The organism is Acinetobacter sp. 70_2, assembly GCF_056736115.1.
In genome coordinates this window covers 94,976-113,354 of sequence record NZ_JBWZIP010000003.1, presented here as the reverse complement: position 1 = coordinate 113,354, position 18,379 = coordinate 94,976, and the positions used below count along the sequence as shown (strand labels likewise).

Genomic DNA, 18,379 nt, shown 5'->3' with positions numbered 1-18,379 from the left:
CTTAATGCGCTCCCTGCAATGTTTTAACAACTTCAACCAATTGTTCAAGCAAATCGCTTAGCTCTTGTTGAGTAATGACATAAGGTGGCATCACATAAACCAGTTTGCCAAAAGGGCGAATCCAGATTCCACGGTCTACAAATTGTTGCTGTAAAGTTTTCATATCAACATTAAAGGTGAGTTCTACTACACCAATTGCACCCAGCACTCGTACATCAGCAACATAATCAAGCTGATCTAAAGGCACTAAATGTTGGCTAAGCTGTTGCTCAATTCGCTTAATATTGGCTTGCCAATCTTGCTCAATTAATAATTGCGTACTTTTCATGGCAACGGCGCAAGCAAGTGGATTGGCCATAAAGGTTGGGCCGTGCATAAATACTCCAGCCTCTCCACGACTAATCGTTTCTGCAACATGTTTTGTTGTTAAGGTCGCAGATAACGTCATATAGCCGCCTGTTAACCCTTTACCTATGCACATAATGTCTGGCTCGACTTGGGCATGTTCCCAAGCAAAAAGCTTACCCGTACGGCCAAAGCCAGTAGCAATTTCATCAAAAATTAATAACAGATGATATTTCTCGCAAAGTGCTTTAGCCTGACGTAAATATTCAGGATGATAAAAACGCATGCCCCCTGCACCTTGAACAATTGGTTCAATAATGAGTGCGGCAAGTTTTTCATGATTTTGCTGAATGGCTTGTTCTAGCTCGGCAATATCTTGAGGATTCCATTCTTCGTGGAATTTGGTTTGTGGTGCCGCCACAAAAAGGCGGTTTGGTAAGCTTGTACCAAAAATTTGATGCATGCCTGTAACCGGATCACACACAGACATCGCATTCCATGTATCTCCATGGTAACCAGAGCGCGTAGTAATAAAATTTGTTTTTTGTGGTTGGCCTTGTGCGGTCCAGAATTGCACAGCCATTTTCAGAGCAACTTCAACAGCAACTGATCCTGAGTCTGCATAGAAGATTTTGTCGAGACTTGGCGGTGTAATTTTTAAAAGAATTTTTCCAAGCTCAATCGCAGGATCATGTGTTAGCCCACCAAACATGATATGTGACATGTTCTGTAATTGATCTGTCACTGCCTGATTAAGTTCAGGGTGATTATAGCCATGAATTGCACACCACCAAGAGGACATGCCATCAATTAAAGTTCTACCATCATTGAGTTCAATCGTCGCACCATAAGCACGCTTAACTTTAAATGTTGGTAACGGTTGGGTCATTGAAGTATATGGATGCCAAATATGTTCCAAATCAAAATTATCGGTCATCCTCTATACCCTTTTACAGCAATCAAATCTTTCATTTAGCACATGTTAAACCTGTTAATAATGAAAGAAAATTGCGAGATCAACCAAAGCTTATGAACTTTGCTGATGAATTGTTAAAAATTGGCAGATTTCTTCAATTGTTCTTTCCACCTGTAAGTAGGGAAAAGCATGTGTAGCATCTTTTAGCAACTTATAAGTCATGTTTTCTGTAGCGAAATCCTTAAAATTCTCCATAATTTTGCAAGGAATGACATTGTCTTGCTCAGCAAACAGATGAAGCTGTAGACCTGGATAGTTTTTCAAGTTATCTACCAGATTTAACTGTTCAAGCATTTGTAAACCTTCTATTAAAAGTTCATTTGACGGCGGATTTGCTATATTTTGTACACTCATCCAATCTTGTTTCGCTTGAGATGAGCCAAGTGTAATCAAATAATAAAAACGCTTTAAAGTGGCTTGCGGGTTCTGTAAAAAAGACGCTTTAAATTGACTAAATACATCAGTAGGCATTGCTGTTTGCCAATTATCGTTAGCAACAAAACATGGATTCGACGCGAGCGTAATTAACGTTTTAGTTTGCCCAGTTTGTTTATAAAAAAAGTCAACGAGATGAGTTGCTAACTGTCCGCCTAAAGACCAGCCTATCACCACATCAATTTCAGCCACTAAATCAAGCTGTGCTTGAAAGTTACTCTCTAAAATATTAAATATATCAATTAATTGCGTTTCAAAACCAGCTTTTTCCAAATGCAATTTAAGTGATTGCAAAGGTTCTCCCCCTACTCCCCAACCTGTAATCAATAAAATTTTATTTTGTAACTTCATATGCATGTCCACAGCCAACTTTTGCAAGATTATATATTAATATCAATTTTAAATATCCTTTAAAATCAACATAAAAATTAAATTTCGAAAAGTAAAATCAGGCATTTAGAGGTGTTTAATATTCTGAAATATATTGATAAGTAAGGCCTAAATTATTCATATGAAATATACAAAAATTTAATTATGTAAACATTGAAGCAAATCAAAAAACAACATAATCCACACTTCACCCATAAATCCATTGTGCAATGTAATTAATGTTAATACTTATGTTTTTTTATTAAAAAAAATGACTCATCAATTCATTTTAATGCTAGAAGATTAATTAATGATCAAAAATATTGGGCAGGTTAATATGAACAGTCAAAGTATAATATCTGATGGGAGAGAAAAAGATACATATTTTGTTACACCCAGTGGTATTATAAATACCTTACCTTCAGATAAAAATTATTGTTTATTTCTGGATATTGATGGAACATTAGCTCCATTTCAAATTCATCCTGAACATAGTTTTATTCCTAATACGACATTAGAAGTTATAAAAAAAATTATTGAATTAAATATACCAGTAGTTGCTGTAACAGGTCGTGATGTTGAAACAGCGAGTAAGCTGCTTCAGTCTATTGAAGTTCCTATAGCAGGGCTACATGGTTTAGATATTTATTTTGACTCTAGCACTTATATTCGCCCAGACTTAAGTGATATTAATTTTAATAAATTAAAAGAAGATATTATAAAATCTTGTGAAAAATATCCCGATTTATTAATTGAGGATAAAGGATATTCTATTGCTTTGCATTATCGAAAAAATCCAGAATTAGAAAATAATGCAACTTATATTATGCAACAGGTTAAATATTTTCATCCTCAACTAAAATTAAATAGAGGAAAATTTGTAGTTGAATTAGTACCTAAACAGGCAGATAAAGGCAAAGCAATTCAAACTATATTAAATCATCTTAATTTGCCGTTAATTCATCCGATATTTATAGGAGATGATTTAACAGATGAATCGGGTTTCACTTTTATTAATCAACAATTTGGCACTTCAATTAAAGTAGGTTCTGGTGAAACAGAAGCTCAATATAGATTAAAAGATATTAACAGTGTTTCTAATTTTCTTTTTTTCTTTCTCGAAAAAATAAAAAAGTTATACGTCAAAAATAGTCAAGATCAGAATGGAGAACAAATATGTCTAAATTAATCGTGTTATCGAATCGAATAAGTATGCCATCAGGTAAGGCTTCAGCAGGTGGCCTTGCAGTAGCTGTACAAGACGCATTAAATGACAGTAATGGCATTTGGTTAGGCTGGAATGGTCAACAAGTTACCGATACTGAAGCGCCTGAGTTCGATCAGGCATATTCTCATGGGATTGACTACATTACCTGCCCTCTTACACATCAGCAATATGCGCAGTACTACTGTGGTTTTGCTAACAAAGTTTTATGGCCTGCCATGCATGATCGAGATGATCTAATCGAATATGATGCTGAAGAATATAATACTTACCAAAGGGTTAATCGTTTATTTGCTGAAAAATTAAAACAAATTGCTCAGCCGGATGATGTTATTTGGGTACATGACTACCACTTTTTTAGTGTAGCCCGTCATTGCCGCGAATTAGGAATGCAAAATAAAATCGGTTTCTTTTTGCATATTCCTTTTGCAAGCCTAAATATTTGGCGCAAAATTCCAGTTGCACTACAGTTAGTACAAGACCTTTGCCAATATGATGTAGTTGGTCTACAGACTCAAGCTGATCAAAACACCTGTATGCAAACCTGTATGGGCTTACTTGAAGCTCAAAAAATACTAAGCGACCGAATCAGTTATAAAAAACGTCAGGTGTTGATTAAGTCCTATCCTATTGGTGTACAACCAGAACTTATTCAACGTCAAGCACAACAGGCATTTCATACCCCATATGTATTTAACTTTGAAGATATTCCACGTCAAAAAACTATTATCGGGGTTGATCGGATTGATTATTCAAAAGGTCTGCTTGAGCGTTTCAATGCATTTGCGACCTTCTTGGAAACTAATCCTGAATATCATGGACTGGTACGCCACCTTCAAGTTGCAACGCCTTCACGTACTGATATTCCAGCTTACCAACGTTTATACCAACGTTTTAAAACCAAACTAGAGCTGATTAATGAAGAGTTTGCCCACGAAGACTGGCGTCCAATTGATTGCTGCTACGACACTGTTCAACATGACAGTCTAATGCATATTTATCGTCGTTCTGATATTTGCTGGATTAGCTCATTACGTGATGGAATGAACTTAGTCGCAAAAGAATATATTGCAGCTCAAGATCCAGAGAATCCCGGTGTGCTGATTTTATCTAAATATGCTGGTGCTGCTGAACAAATGACTCAGGCCTTGATTGTTGACCCATTGGATCGAGCAGCCATGATGGATACTCTAAAAACCGCTCTAGAGATGTCTAAAACAGAACGTATTAATCGTTATGAACAATTAATAGAGGGTTTGGCAGCCACCGACTTGAGTGATTGGCGAAATACTTTCTTGAAGGATTTAGAAAATGCTCCGACCTTCACAAAGTCTAAGTTGTCATTACAAGACAAGTATCAACCTACTTATCATGTCTTATAGTGATTTAAGCTTATAGAACATCGAGAAGTTTTTCTCGATGTTCTTTCGGCGGGTAAATCGGCTTAAGTTACTTTGCCTTCACAAGGGTAAAGCGATTGAGTAGAGCAATCATAGTTAATAAAACCGCTACACCTGATAGCACTGTGGTTAAGCTGGTCCACTGACCAATTAAACCGATTAAAGCTGGACCACTTAATGAGCCAGTGTAAGCAATGGTTGAAACCAAAGAAAGCGCTGCTGCTTTAGGCATATCATTTTGACGGCCAACACGCGAAAACATAACAGGCACAATGTTAGAGCAGCCTAAACCTAAAAGTGCGTAACCTAATACCACGACCTGCCAAACAGGTGCCATCACAATAGTGACCATAGCAAGAGCTGCAACAATTGCACTATAAGTCACAATGGTTTTCTCGCCCCATTGTTTTAACAAGAGATGTCCTGCAAAACGACCACTTGTCATACTAAGTGCAAAGAATGTATAAGCCAGCCCCGCAAAAGCAGGATTCAGCTGATATTTACTCGTTAAATAAATACCACCCCAGTCCATCGCGGCACCTTCTGACAAGAAGGCAATAAAACACATCATCCCAATTAAGAGGATAGTACCATTGGGACGCGAAGATTTTTTCGGTGCGTCAGTTATTTCTGCTGCACCTTTTTCATCTTGCTCAAAGGTTGTTAAAGCAGATGGGATAGCAACAAAACTAACAGCCAATAAAATCATGACCACAGACAGCGTACTCATGAATGGTGAAAGACCAATTGCCAATAGTGCAGTAACAAGCATGGCACCTATTAAACCACCAAGGCTACACATACCATGAAAACTGGACATGAGTGCACGTAAGCTGTTCTTTTCCACCACAACTGCTTGTAAATTGATAGCAACGCCAAGACTACCTGCTGCCGTACCAAAAATAAATAACGCCACCGCCATCGATACAAGACTATGCCAGATTGTCAAACTTGGTAGTAATACTATTAAGAGTATAGTCGCCACAGCAATTAAAGGACGACATCCCCAACGCTTAACTAAAGCCCCTGTCGCAGGCATAGCAATCATTGAGCCGATTCCCATACAAAGCAGCAATAAACCAAAATTTGCATGATTTAGGTTTAAACGTTGCTGTGCATAAGGAATAAGTGGCGCCCAAGCAGATATCGCAAAGCCCAAGCTAAAAAAGCTAAGACGAGTTGCTAATCGTTGTGTGCTTAAGAGAGTAGCTGTATCTAAAACAGCAGGTTTGGAAAATAACATATACGCGAAGCTCACCATAAAACCATTGGCGATCCATACCAACCGATTCCCCATAGAAAAACCCCTGCCTTATTAAGTTCCAGGCAAGGGTTTTTGTTGGCGAAATTATATCCAATTCCACAAAAAAAACATGGGGTCTGATACAATTTTTCTGACTTTTTTGTAACTGCCAAAGCCTTATATAGTAAGGCTTTGAATATATTCAATTTGACAATATTAACGTCTAAGGAATGACTTCATTTTATTAAAATGAGCGAATAAAAAACCCAGCTTAAGCTGGGTTTTTCAAATCGTTAAATTTGAGACTGAATATAATTTTGTAGGCCAATCAGTTCAATTAAACGCAACTGTTTTTCAAGCCAGTAAGTATGGTCTTCTTCGGTATCTGATAATTGTTGACGTAACATGTCACGACTAATGTAGTCGCCTTTTTCTTCACAAAGTTTAATACCTGTCGCTAATTTTTCACGCACATGATATTCAAGTGCTAAATCAGCTTTTAAGCAAGATACAACGTCTGTACCAACATTGATATCTTCACGGTGCATGTTTGGTTTGGCACCTAAAAATAATACACGACGAATGATTGCATCGGCATGTGAAGCTTCTTCCTGCATCTCATGGTCAATACGCTCATAAATCTTGTTTAAGCCCCAATCTTCATACATACGAGAATGGATTAAATACTGATCACGGGCAGCCAACTCTCCGCCAATGAGCATATTTAAATAGTCTATGACTTCTGGATTGCCACGCATAATAAATCTCCTATCGTATGAGTCTATTATGGGCAAACTTAAAAGTGATTGCAAAATAAAAAATAGTTAAGTTTATGATTTTTATCAAATTAAAATGAGAAACATACGCATTTGCAGTTTAAGTTATTTAAATTTCCTCTGCAAAAAGAAACGCTTGTCCGATTTATAGGCTCAAACAAGCGTTCAAATATGGCATAAACCATCAATTTATAAATTTGTAACTAAAATCAATGGTTCTTATTTCGCTAAGTCTTTTAGCTCAAAGTCTGCCCATAACCCGCCATGAGTGATAAGAAGTCTGTTTCGTTCATGACAGGAATACCTAATTTCGCTGCTTTTTCTAGTTTTGAACCAGCCTTTTCACCCGCAACCACACATTTAGTTTTACTCGATACACTACCACTTACTCGCGCACCTAATGCTTGGAGCATTTGAGTCGCCTGATCACGCGTCATTTGCTCTAATGTACCTGTAAGTACCCAGCTTTCGCCATTTAATGGCTGACGTGTTGGCGCAATTGGTGCATCCCAATGAATACCCGCAGCAATTAAACGATCAAGTACTTCAATGTTATGCGGTGCCAAGAAGAAATCAGCAATCCATTCAGCAGTAATATCGCCTACATCTGGGGTTTTCTTCAAAGCTTCAATATCAGCAGCTTTAAGAGCCTCTAATGTCTGAAATGTATTGGCTAACATTCTAGCTGTTGTTTCACCTACCCCACGAATACCTAAGGCATAAATAAAACGCGCAAGAGTTGTTTTCTTACTAGCTTCAATAGCATCAATGAGGTTCTGTACTGACTTTTCACCCATTTTTTCGATGCCCAACAGCGTTTCTCTGTGTTCATGCAAATGGTAAATATCAGCAACATCTTTGAGTAAATCGAGGTGTAATAAAGACTCAACCCAACGATCACCCAAACCTTCAATATCCAGAGCTTTACGCGATACGAAGTGGCGAATGGCTTCAATACGCTGTGCAGCACAATATAAACCACCAGAACAACGTGCGAGAGCCTCACCTTCAGGCATAACCACTGGAGAAGCACATACTGGACAGTTTTCAGGTAAATGAACAACTTCTGCTTCGGCAGGACGGAACTCTGGCCAAACTTTTTCTACTTTGGGAATAACGTCACCAGTACGATAAACACTTACCGTATCTCCAACGCGTACATCTAGACGATGAATTTCACCAATATTATGCAAAGTCACGTTAGAAACAGTCACACCACCCACAAAAACAGGGTTTAAGCGTGCTACAGGTGTTAAAGTCCCAGTACGTCCTACTTGCCAATCAATCTGTTCGACAGTGGTCAGTGCCGCTTGTGCAGGGAATTTATAAGCGGTTGCCCAGCGTGGTTCACGGCTTAAGAAACCAAGCTGCTGTTGCTGTTTTAGGTCATCGACCTTTACGACCATACCATCAATTTCAACTTGTAGGTTTGGACGCTCTTGCTGAATTTGTTCGTAGCGCTGCTGTACTTCTTGAATTGAGTTACACAAGTACTGACGTTCCGCAATTTGAAAACCAAGTTCCGTTAACCATTGCAAGCTATCATGCATGGTCGTTAAGTTATGGTTTGGCTCACACTGCGCAATACCATACGCATAAAATGCTAAAGGTCGGCTAGCAGCAATATTTGGGTCAAGTTGTCTTAAACTTCCTGCTGCTGCGTTTCGAGGGTTAGCAAAGGTTTTCTCGCCTTTTGCCTCTTGATCCGCATTGAGTTTTTCAAAACCAGACTTTGGCATGAGTACTTCGCCACGAACTTCGAGCAAGCGCGGAATGTCGTACTTTTCCGAGTGTAGAACTTTAGGTAAGTTACGAATGGTTTTTACATTTTGAGTAATGTCTTCGCCGGTTTCACCATCACCACGGGTTACACCACGAACCAATACCCCATTTTCATACCATAGTGAAATTGCAAGACCATCGAGTTTTAACTCAACTTCATATTGTACTTTTTGGTTTGGTAGTCGCTCTTCTACACGGCGTGCAAATGCAAATAAATCTTCTTGGTTAAATACGTTACCCAGAGAAAGCATTGGCACCACATGCGTCACACTTTCAAACTTTGAAAGCGCTTGTCCACCTACTTTCGTTGTTGGCGAATCAGCTTGTACAAGTTCAGGATATTGCTCTTCTAAAGCTTTTAGCTGATGAAATAAATGATCGTATTCACTGTCCGAGATTGTCGGCTGATCCATGACATAGTAGGCATGGTTATGCTTTGCAATCAGTTGAATAAGCTGACGCATCTGTTCGATCACGGAAGTTATTGCCATTATGTTATTCACCATAAAAAAGGGTGGAAATTTCTCCACCCTGAGCTGCGACTAGATATGTTGCAATTATCGCAACCTATACAAAAAATTTAAACTAGGCTGTTGCCTGTGCAGGACGATAATCAATCACATGATGGCGCCAATGTTCTTTTAACTGTGGCGTAAACTCAAGGTTATTTTCATCATAAACCTTACCATCAATTTCACGAGCAATAAGACCTGCAATACTGGTCATCATGTCAAAACCAGTAACTGCTTTACTGTTTGGAAGTGCAAGGAAAAATGCTAAGCCTTGAACTTGTTCAGCAGATAAAGTTTCCAAATCAAAACCAGCTGGACCGTTATCTGTCATACGAAGTACAGAGAACATCAATGCACTTGGTTCATCGGTATTTTCATAACGGTGGAAACAAGACATTTCACCGTAACGTAGACCGTATTTTAAAAGTACTTTCAGTGCTTTATCGCCCGATAACGCACGGCGCGGATTTGGATAAACATTCAGTGCAATAATCTGCTCAGCCATTGCTAACGCACTTTCGTCGTCAAAACGCTGTTGCTCATGCAAATGTACATCCAGAATATTACTTTCACCTTCAAACTCGGCAATTTCAGCCGTTTCAATATTCGGATTTAAGCTTAATTCAGGTTCTGCTTTAGAATGCTCTTCTGCCACTTTTTCTTCTGATGAGCTTGTAGCTTCTGTTGCAGCAGAAACGGTATCAGTTAACTCAACTGAACTATTTTCACTTACAGTTGGACTAACAGTATTTTCTTCAGCTTTAACTTCTTCTACTGGAGTATTTTCAACGGGTGCTTGTGTCTGGTCTGTTTGAGTTTGTGAAGCTAGTTCTACTTCTTTTGTTTCCTGTTCTTTTGGCTGCGCCTGCTCGCTTAAAGTCGGTTCTACACGTTCAGCAACGGTTGCTGATGCTACAGCTGCCTCTGCCTGTTCAAGTTGATCTCGTACATGACGAGGAATAACCGGTTGATTACTTTCAGGATTAATATGTAAATCACTGTCTAGCGAGGGTTCAGCATGGTTCGGCTTTTTTAAAATCATTCTTAAGCCAACTAGCATGATAATAATGGCAACAACGATGCCAATAATCGTATTGATTTCCATTCTATGACTCCGAAACTAACCCGTATTCTTTTGCCTGTTCTAAATTGACAGTGACTAATTTTGATGTGCCCGGTTCAGGCATGGTTACACCCAACAAGTCAGTTGCCATGGTCATCGCCAGCTTATTATGTGTAATGTAAATGAATTGTACATGTTCAGAAAGCTCTTTTACCAAATTACAATATCTCTGTACATTCGCATCATCGAGTGGTGCGTCCACTTCATCGAGTACACAAAACGGTGCCGGGTTTAACCTGAAAATGGCAAATACTAATGCTAACGCCGTTAACGCTTTTTCTCCACCGGAAAGTAATGCTAGAGAACTATTTTTCTTTCCAGGCGGTCTCGCCATGAGCTTAACCCCAGATTGCCAGTCATCTTCCAGACTTAAACTTGCCTCACCACCATTAAAAACCTTTGGAAACAGGTTTTGCAACTCTTGATTAATCTGATCAAAAGTCGTCATAAATAGTTTACGGGTTTCTTGGTCAATGCTTTTCATCGCATCTTTTAACTGAGTTACCGTATTTTCCAAGTCTTGAATTTGGTGGCTCAACTCATCAAAACGCTGAGAAACTTCTTCAAACTCTTGTGAGGCTGCCAAGTTAACCGCACCGATTTTTTCAAACTGCTTTTGTACCTTTTCCAGTTTTTGCTGGTGCTCAGTTAAATCTATTTTCAAGCCCGTTTGAAGTTCAGCATTTAACTCTTTTAACTGCTCTTGATAGTGCTCGCGGTCTGATTTAGCTGCTTGCCATGCTAAACGTTTGGCTTCAAGCTGCTCTCTGAGTTTTTCATCTTGCTGTTGGTACTGATGGCGTTGGTCTGTGAGTGTTTGTTGCTTCTCTTGCACACTATTAAGCTCAAGCTGCCAGTCATTCCAAGTCTTTTGCAACTTTTCAGTTTGAGCAAACTGTTGTTGAAATTCCGACTCAAGGTTTGGTAACTCTAACTGAATAGGGTCAACAAACTTTTTCGCCTGTTCCATTTGCGCTGCAATTTGTTGATATTGACTCTGCAAGAAGGAAATATCTTTTTCAAGCAGCTCGATTTGTTGAGTTGTCTGCGTACTGTTCCGACGTAAAATCTCGCGTTCTTGCTGCTGCTGTTGTAAGACTTGTTGCTGTTCTTCGAGTTGTTCTGTTAGCTCTTCTACCCGAAATTGCAAAGTTTTATAGTCAGGTAAAATAGTTTCTAGCTTCATCGCAAGCGCATGCAAATCAATTTCAAGATCGTCTTTTTGCATTGCATCTTCTTCAAGCTGCATGTCTAACTGAGCTAACTGATCTTTTAATTGCTGTTTTTGCAGTAAAAATGCTTGTGCCGCAGTTTGCTGTTTAGCAATTTGTACATCTAGCTGCTGCAAGTCTTTTTGTTTTTGTTTAATAATTTGTTGTTTCTGCTGTAAGTCTGCTTGTAGGTGTGCGAGTTTTTCTTTTTGCTGAACAGTAATTTGATCTAATGCTTGTAGTTCAGGTTGCTGCTTTTGAAGAACTTGTTCAATTTCATCTAGACGAATACGATGACTGAGCATACCTTGCGCACTTTGACTTTCGTCATCATACATAAGAGCAATTACCCAATCCTGCCCAACATGATAACCATCCAAGGTCAAGATAGACTGGCCATGTTGTAGTTGCTTTTGCTCATTTAAAGCATCAGATAATTTTTGCGCAATCGCTACATTTGAAAATATTGAAAGCTGTGGTGACGCAATCCAGTCATTTAAACAGGCCAAATTTCCTTTAAATTTGCTTGTTTGTTCTGACGGTTTTAACTGGCGAGCAATTCCTTCCTGAAAGACTTGTTCGGTTTCAACAATATGTGCCTGCAACCATTTTGCTAAAAACTTTTCAACAATCTGCGCGTGTGGCTTACCCTGCTCTGTTAACTCTAGAGCCTGCATTAAACGTAGCGTATCTTGGTTTTGCTTTGGACTTTGTTTAGCAACAAGCTGGCTTAAGTTTTTCTGCTCAGATAATAAAACCTGTATTTCTGTTTTCAGTGTTTGCTGCTGATTTTTAGTTGCCTGATGCGCTTGTTGAGACTGTTCAATCTGTTGCACATACTGCTCAATATCAGCCTCTAACGTTGAGATTTCACGACAAAGCTGCTGTTGTAGTTGCTCAAGCTCGCCTTGTTCATCTTCGTGTACTTGCGATTGAATCTGACTTGCCTGATGTTGCAGCGTTTCTTTTTGCTGCTCAATGCGCTGAACATTTTTGCCTAGCTGTTCAATTTGCGCAGACATTTGCATTTTTTGCTGCTGTTGTTTTTCAACTTGAGCTTTTACTTGCTCAAACTGTTGCTGTGCTTGTTTTTGCTGAGATTGTAAATCAGCAAAGTTTTGTTCTACTTCGGCTGCGGTATGTTCAACCGTCGTTAAAGCTTCCGTTTGTTCTTCTAGCTGATTACTTAACGTTTCAAGCTGTAGCTCGGAAAGTTGTAAACGCTCTTTCGTCTGAGCTTTTTGCTGTTCTAATTGAACCAGTGTCGTACTATTTTGCTGAAATAAACTCTGTTTTTGTTCTAGAGTCATTTTTAATTCAGAGAGTTTCTTTTCAGCTTGCTGCCACTCTTGTTGTAGTGGTGAAGATTGCTGAATAAGTCGCTGAAATAAAGCACTGGTCGATTCTAAATCATGTTCAATTGTACTTAACTCAGAGCGAACTAACTTAAAAGTTTCGCCCAGTTCATTCATTTGAACTGTATATTCTTCTTGTAGGCGTACACTTTTATCTGCCTGAAAAGATAAAATTTCAATTTTTAGGGTACGAATCTGACTTTCTAAGGTTTTATATTGAACCGCAGCTTCTGACTGGCGTTTTAGCGTTTTAAGCTGTGATTTTAACTCAAGCGCAATATCTTCTAAACGTGAAAGGTTTTGCTCAGTATGTTCAAGATGCTGCAAGGTTTCGCGGCGACGCGCCTGATAACGAGAGACGCCCGCTGCTTCTTCAATGAAAATACGCATTTCTTCAGGTTTGGCATCAACCAAACGGTTAATCATGCCCTGTTCAATGACAGCATAAGAGCGTGGCCCTAAACCCGTTCCCAAGAAAATGTCGGTAATATCACGGCGACGGCAACGTGTACCATTTAAAAAATATTCAGACTTACCTTCACGGGTGACCTGACGACGAACAGCGAGCTCGTTATAAGCATTATAGGCTCCACCCAATTTACCATAGGTATTATCAAAACGTAGCTCAACACTGGCAACACCCACTGGCTTACGCTTGGATGTTCCGGTAAAAATAACATCTTGCATGCTACCACCACGCAGCTGACGAGCATTTGACTCACCCATCACCCAGCGGATCGCATCAATAACATTGGATTTGCCACAACCATTTGGACCAACCACTGCTGTGCGGTTAGCCTTGAAATTTAACGTTGTACTATCTGCAAAAGATTTAAAGCCGGAAAGTTTTAAACTGCTTAAACGCATAATGCCCTAACTAACGGCGTGAGCGTCTCGCCCAAGCCAATTCAATCTGTTTCATTCGTGTCAGCGATTCCAACACAAGGTTACGTAAGTGTCGACAAAAATCTTCCATAAATAAAGCGGCTTGTTGTGATTTTCGGATCAAAATTGCATCAGTCACGAGTTTAAATAATGCAAATGCTTCTTGTAGTTCCCGCTTAGAGGTATTTAGGGTCAAAAAATAACTACGACGTAAAGAAGGTAATAATTCTTTATAAAATTTCATTAGGTAAGGATTACCCACCATATCTTGCTGTTCAGCCAGATATTGGAAAATGGCATCGTAGAATTTTTCGATATCACCTACTTTTACATGCTCAAGAAGTTGTTCTAATAAGAGCTGTAATTGATTAGCTTCGTGCGCACGCCATGTTTCACTGATGCGTTGTACAATATGTCCCAGTAGCATTACATTTGTATCAAAAAGTGCTTTCACTTGTTGTGCAGACATTTCTGAGACAATTGCACCCCGACGCGGAAAAATTTCAATTAAATGCGTACGTTCAAGTAATAATAATGCTTCACGAACTGACCCCCTACTTACATCAAGCTCTTTCGCAATACGAAGCTCTTGTATGCGTTCGCCTTCGACCAATTCGCCGCTAATAATCTGTTCGCTAATATATTTTACAATTTGCTCAGAAAGACTTTCTGTCTCTTCGAGATTCATAAATCACCCGCTACTTTTTATATGCATTAATCCATGCTTTTCTTTCGCATCCTTGTTTTTAACTGATCCCATCCATTAAAAACTATGTCATTGTCTGACAATTTTATTGCATTTTAAGCCAACCCGCCCAAAATCCATACAGAAATCGGATGAAAAAACTTATCTTTAGTCTGTTTAAATCTTCAAATAAAAAAAGCTTAAACCATGTGAGTCTAAGCTTCTTTTTCTATATTTTTCTAAATGAATACGCTTTTTAATTCATAAAACCTTTATAAATAAAATAGCTGCCAACTACCACGAGTAAACAAGCAAAGCATTTTTTCAACATTTGTGGTGATAAAGCATGCGCAACCTTAGCCCCAAGTTTAGCCGTCACAAAACTCATGACACTAATACCAATAAACGCATAGATATGCACATAACCAATCGTGTTAGGTACAGAGATGTGCTCTTTAGCACCAAACCACATAAAGCCAATTGCACCCGCTACAGCAATAGGTAAACCACAAGCGGCAGAAGTCGCAACTGCTTTTTGCATGACCACACCATGACGGTTTAAATACGGAACGGTTAAGCTACCGCCTCCAATACCAAAAATTGCAGAGGCAATACCAATACCACCACCTGCCATAAATTGCATAGGTGTTGAAGGGAGCTGACGTGTTGGGTCAACAACCACATTTGCGCCTTTAAACATGCGATAGGCCATCACAACAGCAAAGACACCAATAAGAAGCTGTAAATGCTGACCAGACATCAGATCGGCAATACCCGCCCCTAAGAATGAACCAATCACTAGCCCAGGTGCCAAATTACGAAAAACAGGCCAGAGGACTGCACCTTTTTTATGATGGGCAGAAACTGAACTAAATGATGTCACGATAATGGTTGCAAGCGATGTTCCGACTGCAATATGCATGATTACAGCAGGGTCATAGTGCAACTGGGTAAAAACGACATAGAGGATTGGTACAATAATTAGTCCACCACCAACCCCAAACAATCCGGCAGTAAAACCAGCAATTGCGCCAATGAGTAAATATATGATTAACTCCATAAATGTTTTACCACTCTGCTCATATTCAACATGGATTTAGAGACTCGCCAACTACAACAACTTTTAAGCGCAAAAAACCAGCTTCCAGAAGTGGTTTTATTAAAAGCAACCACAACTTCGACCAATGATGATATTCGTGAAATTGCCCAAAAAGGCATTACAACAGGCTTGGTTTGCAGTACTCAACAAACTCAAGGGCGAGGTCAACATCAACGGCAGTGGATTTCACCTGAAGGAAACATTTATTTAAGCACATTGGTGCAAACTCGAACACCCTTAGATGGTCGCTTAGCACTTGAAGTTGCTCTAAATATTTTGCAAATCCCGCAGTTGCAAGCTTTGAGCTTACAAGTGAAATGGCCAAATGATTTGTATAGTGCGCATGGGAAATGGGGTGGAATTTTGGTCGAACCACTTTCTCAGCATCAGGCTATTGTAGGCGTGGGGATTAATTTAAAAACACCACCAGTGACTGATAGTGACCAGCCAATCACCTCTTTAGAAGATTTAGGGCTAGAGCAAATGAGTCGGCTTGAACTCATTTCAGAACTCTATGTTGCAATTCAAAATGCAGCTCGCTGGTTTGATCATGGTTGTTATAACTTAGCAGGTCGTTTTAACCATCATGCAGCTTGGTTGAATCAGTTAGTTCAATTCGAACATAGTCAAGGATTGGTACATGGCCGTTTTGTTGGAATTTCTAATGAAGGTGCAGTAATTCTTGAAACTCCAGAGCAACAGCAGTTTTATCAAGGTCGTTTAAGACCACAAACCACTCAGTAATCAGGTATTTTCCCCATGAAAAGTTTATGGCTTGATATCGGAAACACCCGTTTAAAATACTGGATTACTGAAAATCAGCAAATTATTGAACATGCAGCTGAGCTACATTTGCAGTCTCCTGCCGATTTATTACTTGGATTAATCCAACACTTTAAACATCAAGGTCTACATCGCATTGGCATTTCTTCAGTACTCGATACTGAAAACAACCAACGTATCCAGCAGATTTTAAAATGGCTTGAAATTCCTGTTGTTTTTGCCAAAGTCCATTCGGAATATGCAGGCCTACAATGTGGCTATGAAGTTCCTAGTCAACTCGGGATTGACCGCTGGTTACAAGTATTGGCTGTTGCAGAGGAACAAGAAAATTATTGCATTATTGGTTGCGGAACAGCGCTCACGATTGATTTAACCAAGGGCAAACAGCATTTAGGCGGTTATATTCTGCCAAACCTTTATTTGCAGCGTGATGCGCTGATTCAAAATACTAAAGGTATTAAAATTCCAGATTCAGCTTTTGATAATCTGAACCCAGGTAATAACACAGTCGATGCAGTACACCACGGTATTTTGTTAGGCCTGATTAGTACAATTGAAAGCATCATGCAGCAATCCCCTAAAAAGCTGCTCCTCACAGGTGGAGATGCTCCTCTTTTTGCTAAATTTCTACAGAAGTACCAGCCAACTGTTGAAAAAGATCTTTTGCTTAAAGGATTACAACAATATATTGCCCATTATCCTAAAGACTAAAATACAGAACAAAATAAAAGGCGCTCTAGGCGCCTTTTATTTTATGGTTTTATTTCTTTTGGTCGTTGTTACCAAATAGTGGTCCCATACCGCCGCCACCGCCAAATTGTTTTTGCATATTGCCTAATGAACGCATCATTTTGCTCATACCAGATGGATTCGCAAACTTCTTCATCATTTTAGCCATTTGCGCTTGTTGCTTAATGAGTTTATTCACTTCAGCAACATCCATACCACAACCTGCCGCAATACGTTTTTTACGACTTGGGTTCATCAGGTCTGGGTTACGGCGTTCTTTAACAGTCATTGACTGGATAATAGCTTCCATTTTTTTGACTTGTTTTTCAGGGTTCGCTTGCTCAATCGCTTGCTGAATTCCTGCACCGCTCATGCCAGGCAACTTGTCTAAGAAGCCCATCATGCCGCCCATTTTTTTCATTTGTTCAAATTGCATCAGCATATCTTCAAAGTTGAAGCTACCGCCTTTTTGCAATTTTTTCGCCATTTTCTCGGCTTTTTCTTTGTCGATTTTACGTTCAACTTCTTCGACTAAAGAAAGTACGTCACCCATACCTAAAATACGTTGAGCAACACGGTCCGGATGGAATGGCTCTAAGGCATCAAGCTTTTCGCCCATACCTAAGAACTTGATTGGCTTACCGGTAATCGCACGTACAGAAAGTGCCGCACCACCACGCGCATCACCATCAGTTTTAGTAAGAATCACACCTGTAAGTGCTAATGCATCATTAAAGGCTTTAGCAGTATTTGCAGCATCCTGACCTGTCATGGCATCAACCACGAACAGAGTTTCAGTTGGCTTAACTGCTGCATGTAACTCTTTAATTTCGTCCATCATGTCTTCATCGACATGTAAACGACCCGCTGTATCGACAATCAACACATCAGCAAACTGGATTTTTGCCTGCTCAATTGCACGGTTAACGATGTCAATTGGCTTTTCAGAAGGATCTGATGGAATAAAGCCTGCGCCAACTTCGGCTGACACAGTTTCTAACTGTTTGATCGCTGCCGGACGGTAAACGTCGGCAGAAACGGTCATTACTTTTTTCTTTTGACGTTCTTTTAAGAAACGTGCCAGCTTGGCAGCAGTTGTAGTTTTACCTGCACCTTGTAAACCAGCAAGCAATACAACAACTGGAGGCTTAGCACTTAAATCCAGTGTTTCATTTGCCTCACCCATCATCTTGGTGAGTTCGTCATAGACAATTTTTACAAATGCCTGGCCTGGAGATAACTGGGTCATCACTTCTTGGCCCAATGCCTCTTCCTTAACTTTCGCGATAAATTCACGAGTTACAGGTAACGCGACATCGGCTTCAAGAAGAGCCATACGTACTTCACGTAAGGTATCTTTAATATTGTCTTCGGTCAGCTGCCCTGAGCCAGTAACATTTCTTAAACTCTGCGTGAGTCGTTCTGTTAAGGTATCAAACATTGCAA

Annotated in this window: 14 protein-coding genes; 4 read left to right on the top strand and 10 right to left on the bottom strand. The window is 39.5% G+C overall.

Annotated features, from left to right (window positions below; genetic code table 11):
- Position 1: 1 nt before the first annotated feature.
- A complete protein-coding gene (gene bioA / locus AC1PJ9_RS02320) occupies positions 2 to 1,282 on the bottom strand; it encodes an adenosylmethionine--8-amino-7-oxononanoate transaminase (RefSeq protein WP_311086656.1) in 1,281 nt (426 codons plus the stop codon).
- 90 nt (positions 1,283 to 1,372) lie between these two features.
- On the bottom strand, positions 1,373 to 2,107 hold the full coding sequence (locus AC1PJ9_RS02315) for an alpha/beta hydrolase family protein (protein WP_311086655.1): 735 nt from the start codon (positions 2,105 to 2,107) through the stop codon (positions 1,373 to 1,375).
- 355 nt (positions 2,108 to 2,462) lie between these two features.
- On the opposite strand from AC1PJ9_RS02315, the gene otsB reads away from it, so the two are divergent.
- Positions 2,463 to 3,314, top strand: coding sequence for a trehalose-phosphatase (gene otsB, locus AC1PJ9_RS02310; RefSeq protein ID WP_311086665.1), 852 nt, complete (start codon positions 2,463 to 2,465; stop codon positions 3,312 to 3,314).
- Positions 3,302 to 4,732, top strand: coding sequence for an alpha,alpha-trehalose-phosphate synthase (UDP-forming) (locus AC1PJ9_RS02305; protein WP_311086654.1), 1,431 nt, complete (start codon positions 3,302 to 3,304; stop codon positions 4,730 to 4,732). Before otsB ends, AC1PJ9_RS02305 begins: the two co-directional genes overlap by 13 nt.
- A gap of 67 nt (positions 4,733 to 4,799) precedes the next feature.
- On the opposite strand, the gene AC1PJ9_RS02300 is transcribed toward AC1PJ9_RS02305, so the two are convergent.
- From AC1PJ9_RS02300 to AC1PJ9_RS02270, 7 genes are all read right to left on the bottom strand, one after another.
- Positions 4,800 to 5,993, bottom strand: a complete 1,194-nt coding sequence (locus AC1PJ9_RS02300) for an MFS transporter (RefSeq protein WP_311086664.1) — start codon at positions 5,991 to 5,993, stop codon at positions 4,800 to 4,802.
- A 293-nt stretch (positions 5,994 to 6,286) separates the two neighbouring features.
- Positions 6,287 to 6,751: a heteropolymeric bacterioferritin subunit Ftn gene (gene ftn, locus AC1PJ9_RS02295; protein WP_001214863.1), complete on the bottom strand. Its 465-nt coding sequence runs from the start codon at positions 6,749 to 6,751 to the stop codon at positions 6,287 to 6,289.
- A gap of 254 nt (positions 6,752 to 7,005) precedes the next feature.
- Complete coding sequence (gene ligA / locus AC1PJ9_RS02290; RefSeq protein ID WP_311086653.1) at positions 7,006 to 9,042, bottom strand: NAD-dependent DNA ligase LigA; 2,037 nt, start codon at positions 9,040 to 9,042, stop codon at positions 7,006 to 7,008.
- 94 nt (positions 9,043 to 9,136) lie between these two features.
- The gene (locus tag AC1PJ9_RS02285) at positions 9,137 to 10,168 is read right to left on the bottom strand and encodes a cell division protein ZipA C-terminal FtsZ-binding domain-containing protein (RefSeq protein WP_209048838.1); all 1,032 of its coding nucleotides are present in this window, start codon (positions 10,166 to 10,168) and stop codon (positions 9,137 to 9,139) included.
- Between the two features lies 1 nt (position 10,169).
- Positions 10,170 to 13,619 (bottom strand): chromosome segregation protein SMC, encoded by a 3,450-nt coding sequence (gene smc, locus AC1PJ9_RS02280; protein ID WP_311086652.1) that lies wholly within the window; start codon positions 13,617 to 13,619, stop codon positions 10,170 to 10,172.
- Positions 13,620 to 13,629: 10 nt separating this feature from the next.
- On the bottom strand, positions 13,630 to 14,325 hold the full coding sequence (locus AC1PJ9_RS02275) for a GntR family transcriptional regulator (RefSeq protein WP_311086651.1): 696 nt from the start codon (positions 14,323 to 14,325) through the stop codon (positions 13,630 to 13,632).
- 253 nt (positions 14,326 to 14,578) lie between these two features.
- Positions 14,579 to 15,382, bottom strand: a complete 804-nt coding sequence (locus AC1PJ9_RS02270; protein WP_022575885.1) for a sulfite exporter TauE/SafE family protein — start codon at positions 15,380 to 15,382, stop codon at positions 14,579 to 14,581.
- Positions 15,383 to 15,412: 30 nt separating this feature from the next.
- Here AC1PJ9_RS02270 and AC1PJ9_RS02265 point away from each other — a divergent pair, with 30 nt between their 5' ends.
- Positions 15,413 to 16,165, top strand: coding sequence for a biotin--[acetyl-CoA-carboxylase] ligase (locus AC1PJ9_RS02265; protein WP_311086650.1), 753 nt, complete (start codon positions 15,413 to 15,415; stop codon positions 16,163 to 16,165).
- A gap of 15 nt (positions 16,166 to 16,180) precedes the next feature.
- Positions 16,181 to 16,915, top strand: a complete 735-nt coding sequence (locus AC1PJ9_RS02260; protein WP_005129512.1) for a pantothenate kinase — start codon at positions 16,181 to 16,183, stop codon at positions 16,913 to 16,915.
- Between the two features lie 49 nt (positions 16,916 to 16,964).
- Here AC1PJ9_RS02260 and ffh read toward each other — a convergent pair whose 3' ends face one another.
- Positions 16,965 to 18,374, bottom strand: coding sequence for a signal recognition particle protein (gene ffh / locus AC1PJ9_RS02255; protein WP_000460622.1), 1,410 nt, complete (start codon positions 18,372 to 18,374; stop codon positions 16,965 to 16,967).
- Positions 18,375 to 18,379: the final 5 nt, after the last annotated feature.

What these genes read in the sequence shown, in the direction of transcription:
- AC1PJ9_RS02300 (WP_311086664.1), bottom strand. Translation starts at nt 5,993, where the DNA reads ATGTTATTTTCCAAACCTGCTGTTTTAGATACAGCTACTCTCTTAAGC.
- ffh (WP_000460622.1), bottom strand. Translation starts at nt 18,374, where the DNA reads ATGTTTGATACCTTAACAGAACGACTCACGCAGAGTTTAAGAAATGTT.
- AC1PJ9_RS02305 (WP_311086654.1), top strand. Translation starts at nt 3,302, where the DNA reads ATGTCTAAATTAATCGTGTTATCGAATCGAATAAGTATGCCATCAGGT.
- AC1PJ9_RS02265 (WP_311086650.1), top strand. Translation starts at nt 15,413, where the DNA reads ATGGATTTAGAGACTCGCCAACTACAACAACTTTTAAGCGCAAAAAAC.
- otsB (WP_311086665.1), top strand. Translation starts at nt 2,463, where the DNA reads ATGAACAGTCAAAGTATAATATCTGATGGGAGAGAAAAAGATACATAT.
- AC1PJ9_RS02270 (WP_022575885.1), bottom strand. Translation starts at nt 15,382, where the DNA reads ATGGAGTTAATCATATATTTACTCATTGGCGCAATTGCTGGTTTTACT.
- ligA (WP_311086653.1), bottom strand. Translation starts at nt 9,042, where the DNA reads ATGGCAATAACTTCCGTGATCGAACAGATGCGTCAGCTTATTCAACTG.
- AC1PJ9_RS02315 (WP_311086655.1), bottom strand. Translation starts at nt 2,107, where the DNA reads ATGAAGTTACAAAATAAAATTTTATTGATTACAGGTTGGGGAGTAGGG.
- AC1PJ9_RS02260 (WP_005129512.1), top strand. Translation starts at nt 16,181, where the DNA reads ATGAAAAGTTTATGGCTTGATATCGGAAACACCCGTTTAAAATACTGG.
- ftn (WP_001214863.1), bottom strand. Translation starts at nt 6,751, where the DNA reads ATGCGTGGCAATCCAGAAGTCATAGACTATTTAAATATGCTCATTGGC.
- AC1PJ9_RS02285 (WP_209048838.1), bottom strand. Translation starts at nt 10,168, where the DNA reads ATGGAAATCAATACGATTATTGGCATCGTTGTTGCCATTATTATCATG.
- smc (WP_311086652.1), bottom strand. Translation starts at nt 13,619, where the DNA reads ATGCGTTTAAGCAGTTTAAAACTTTCCGGCTTTAAATCTTTTGCAGAT.
- bioA (WP_311086656.1), bottom strand. Translation starts at nt 1,282, where the DNA reads ATGACCGATAATTTTGATTTGGAACATATTTGGCATCCATATACTTCA.
- AC1PJ9_RS02275 (WP_311086651.1), bottom strand. Translation starts at nt 14,325, where the DNA reads ATGAATCTCGAAGAGACAGAAAGTCTTTCTGAGCAAATTGTAAAATAT.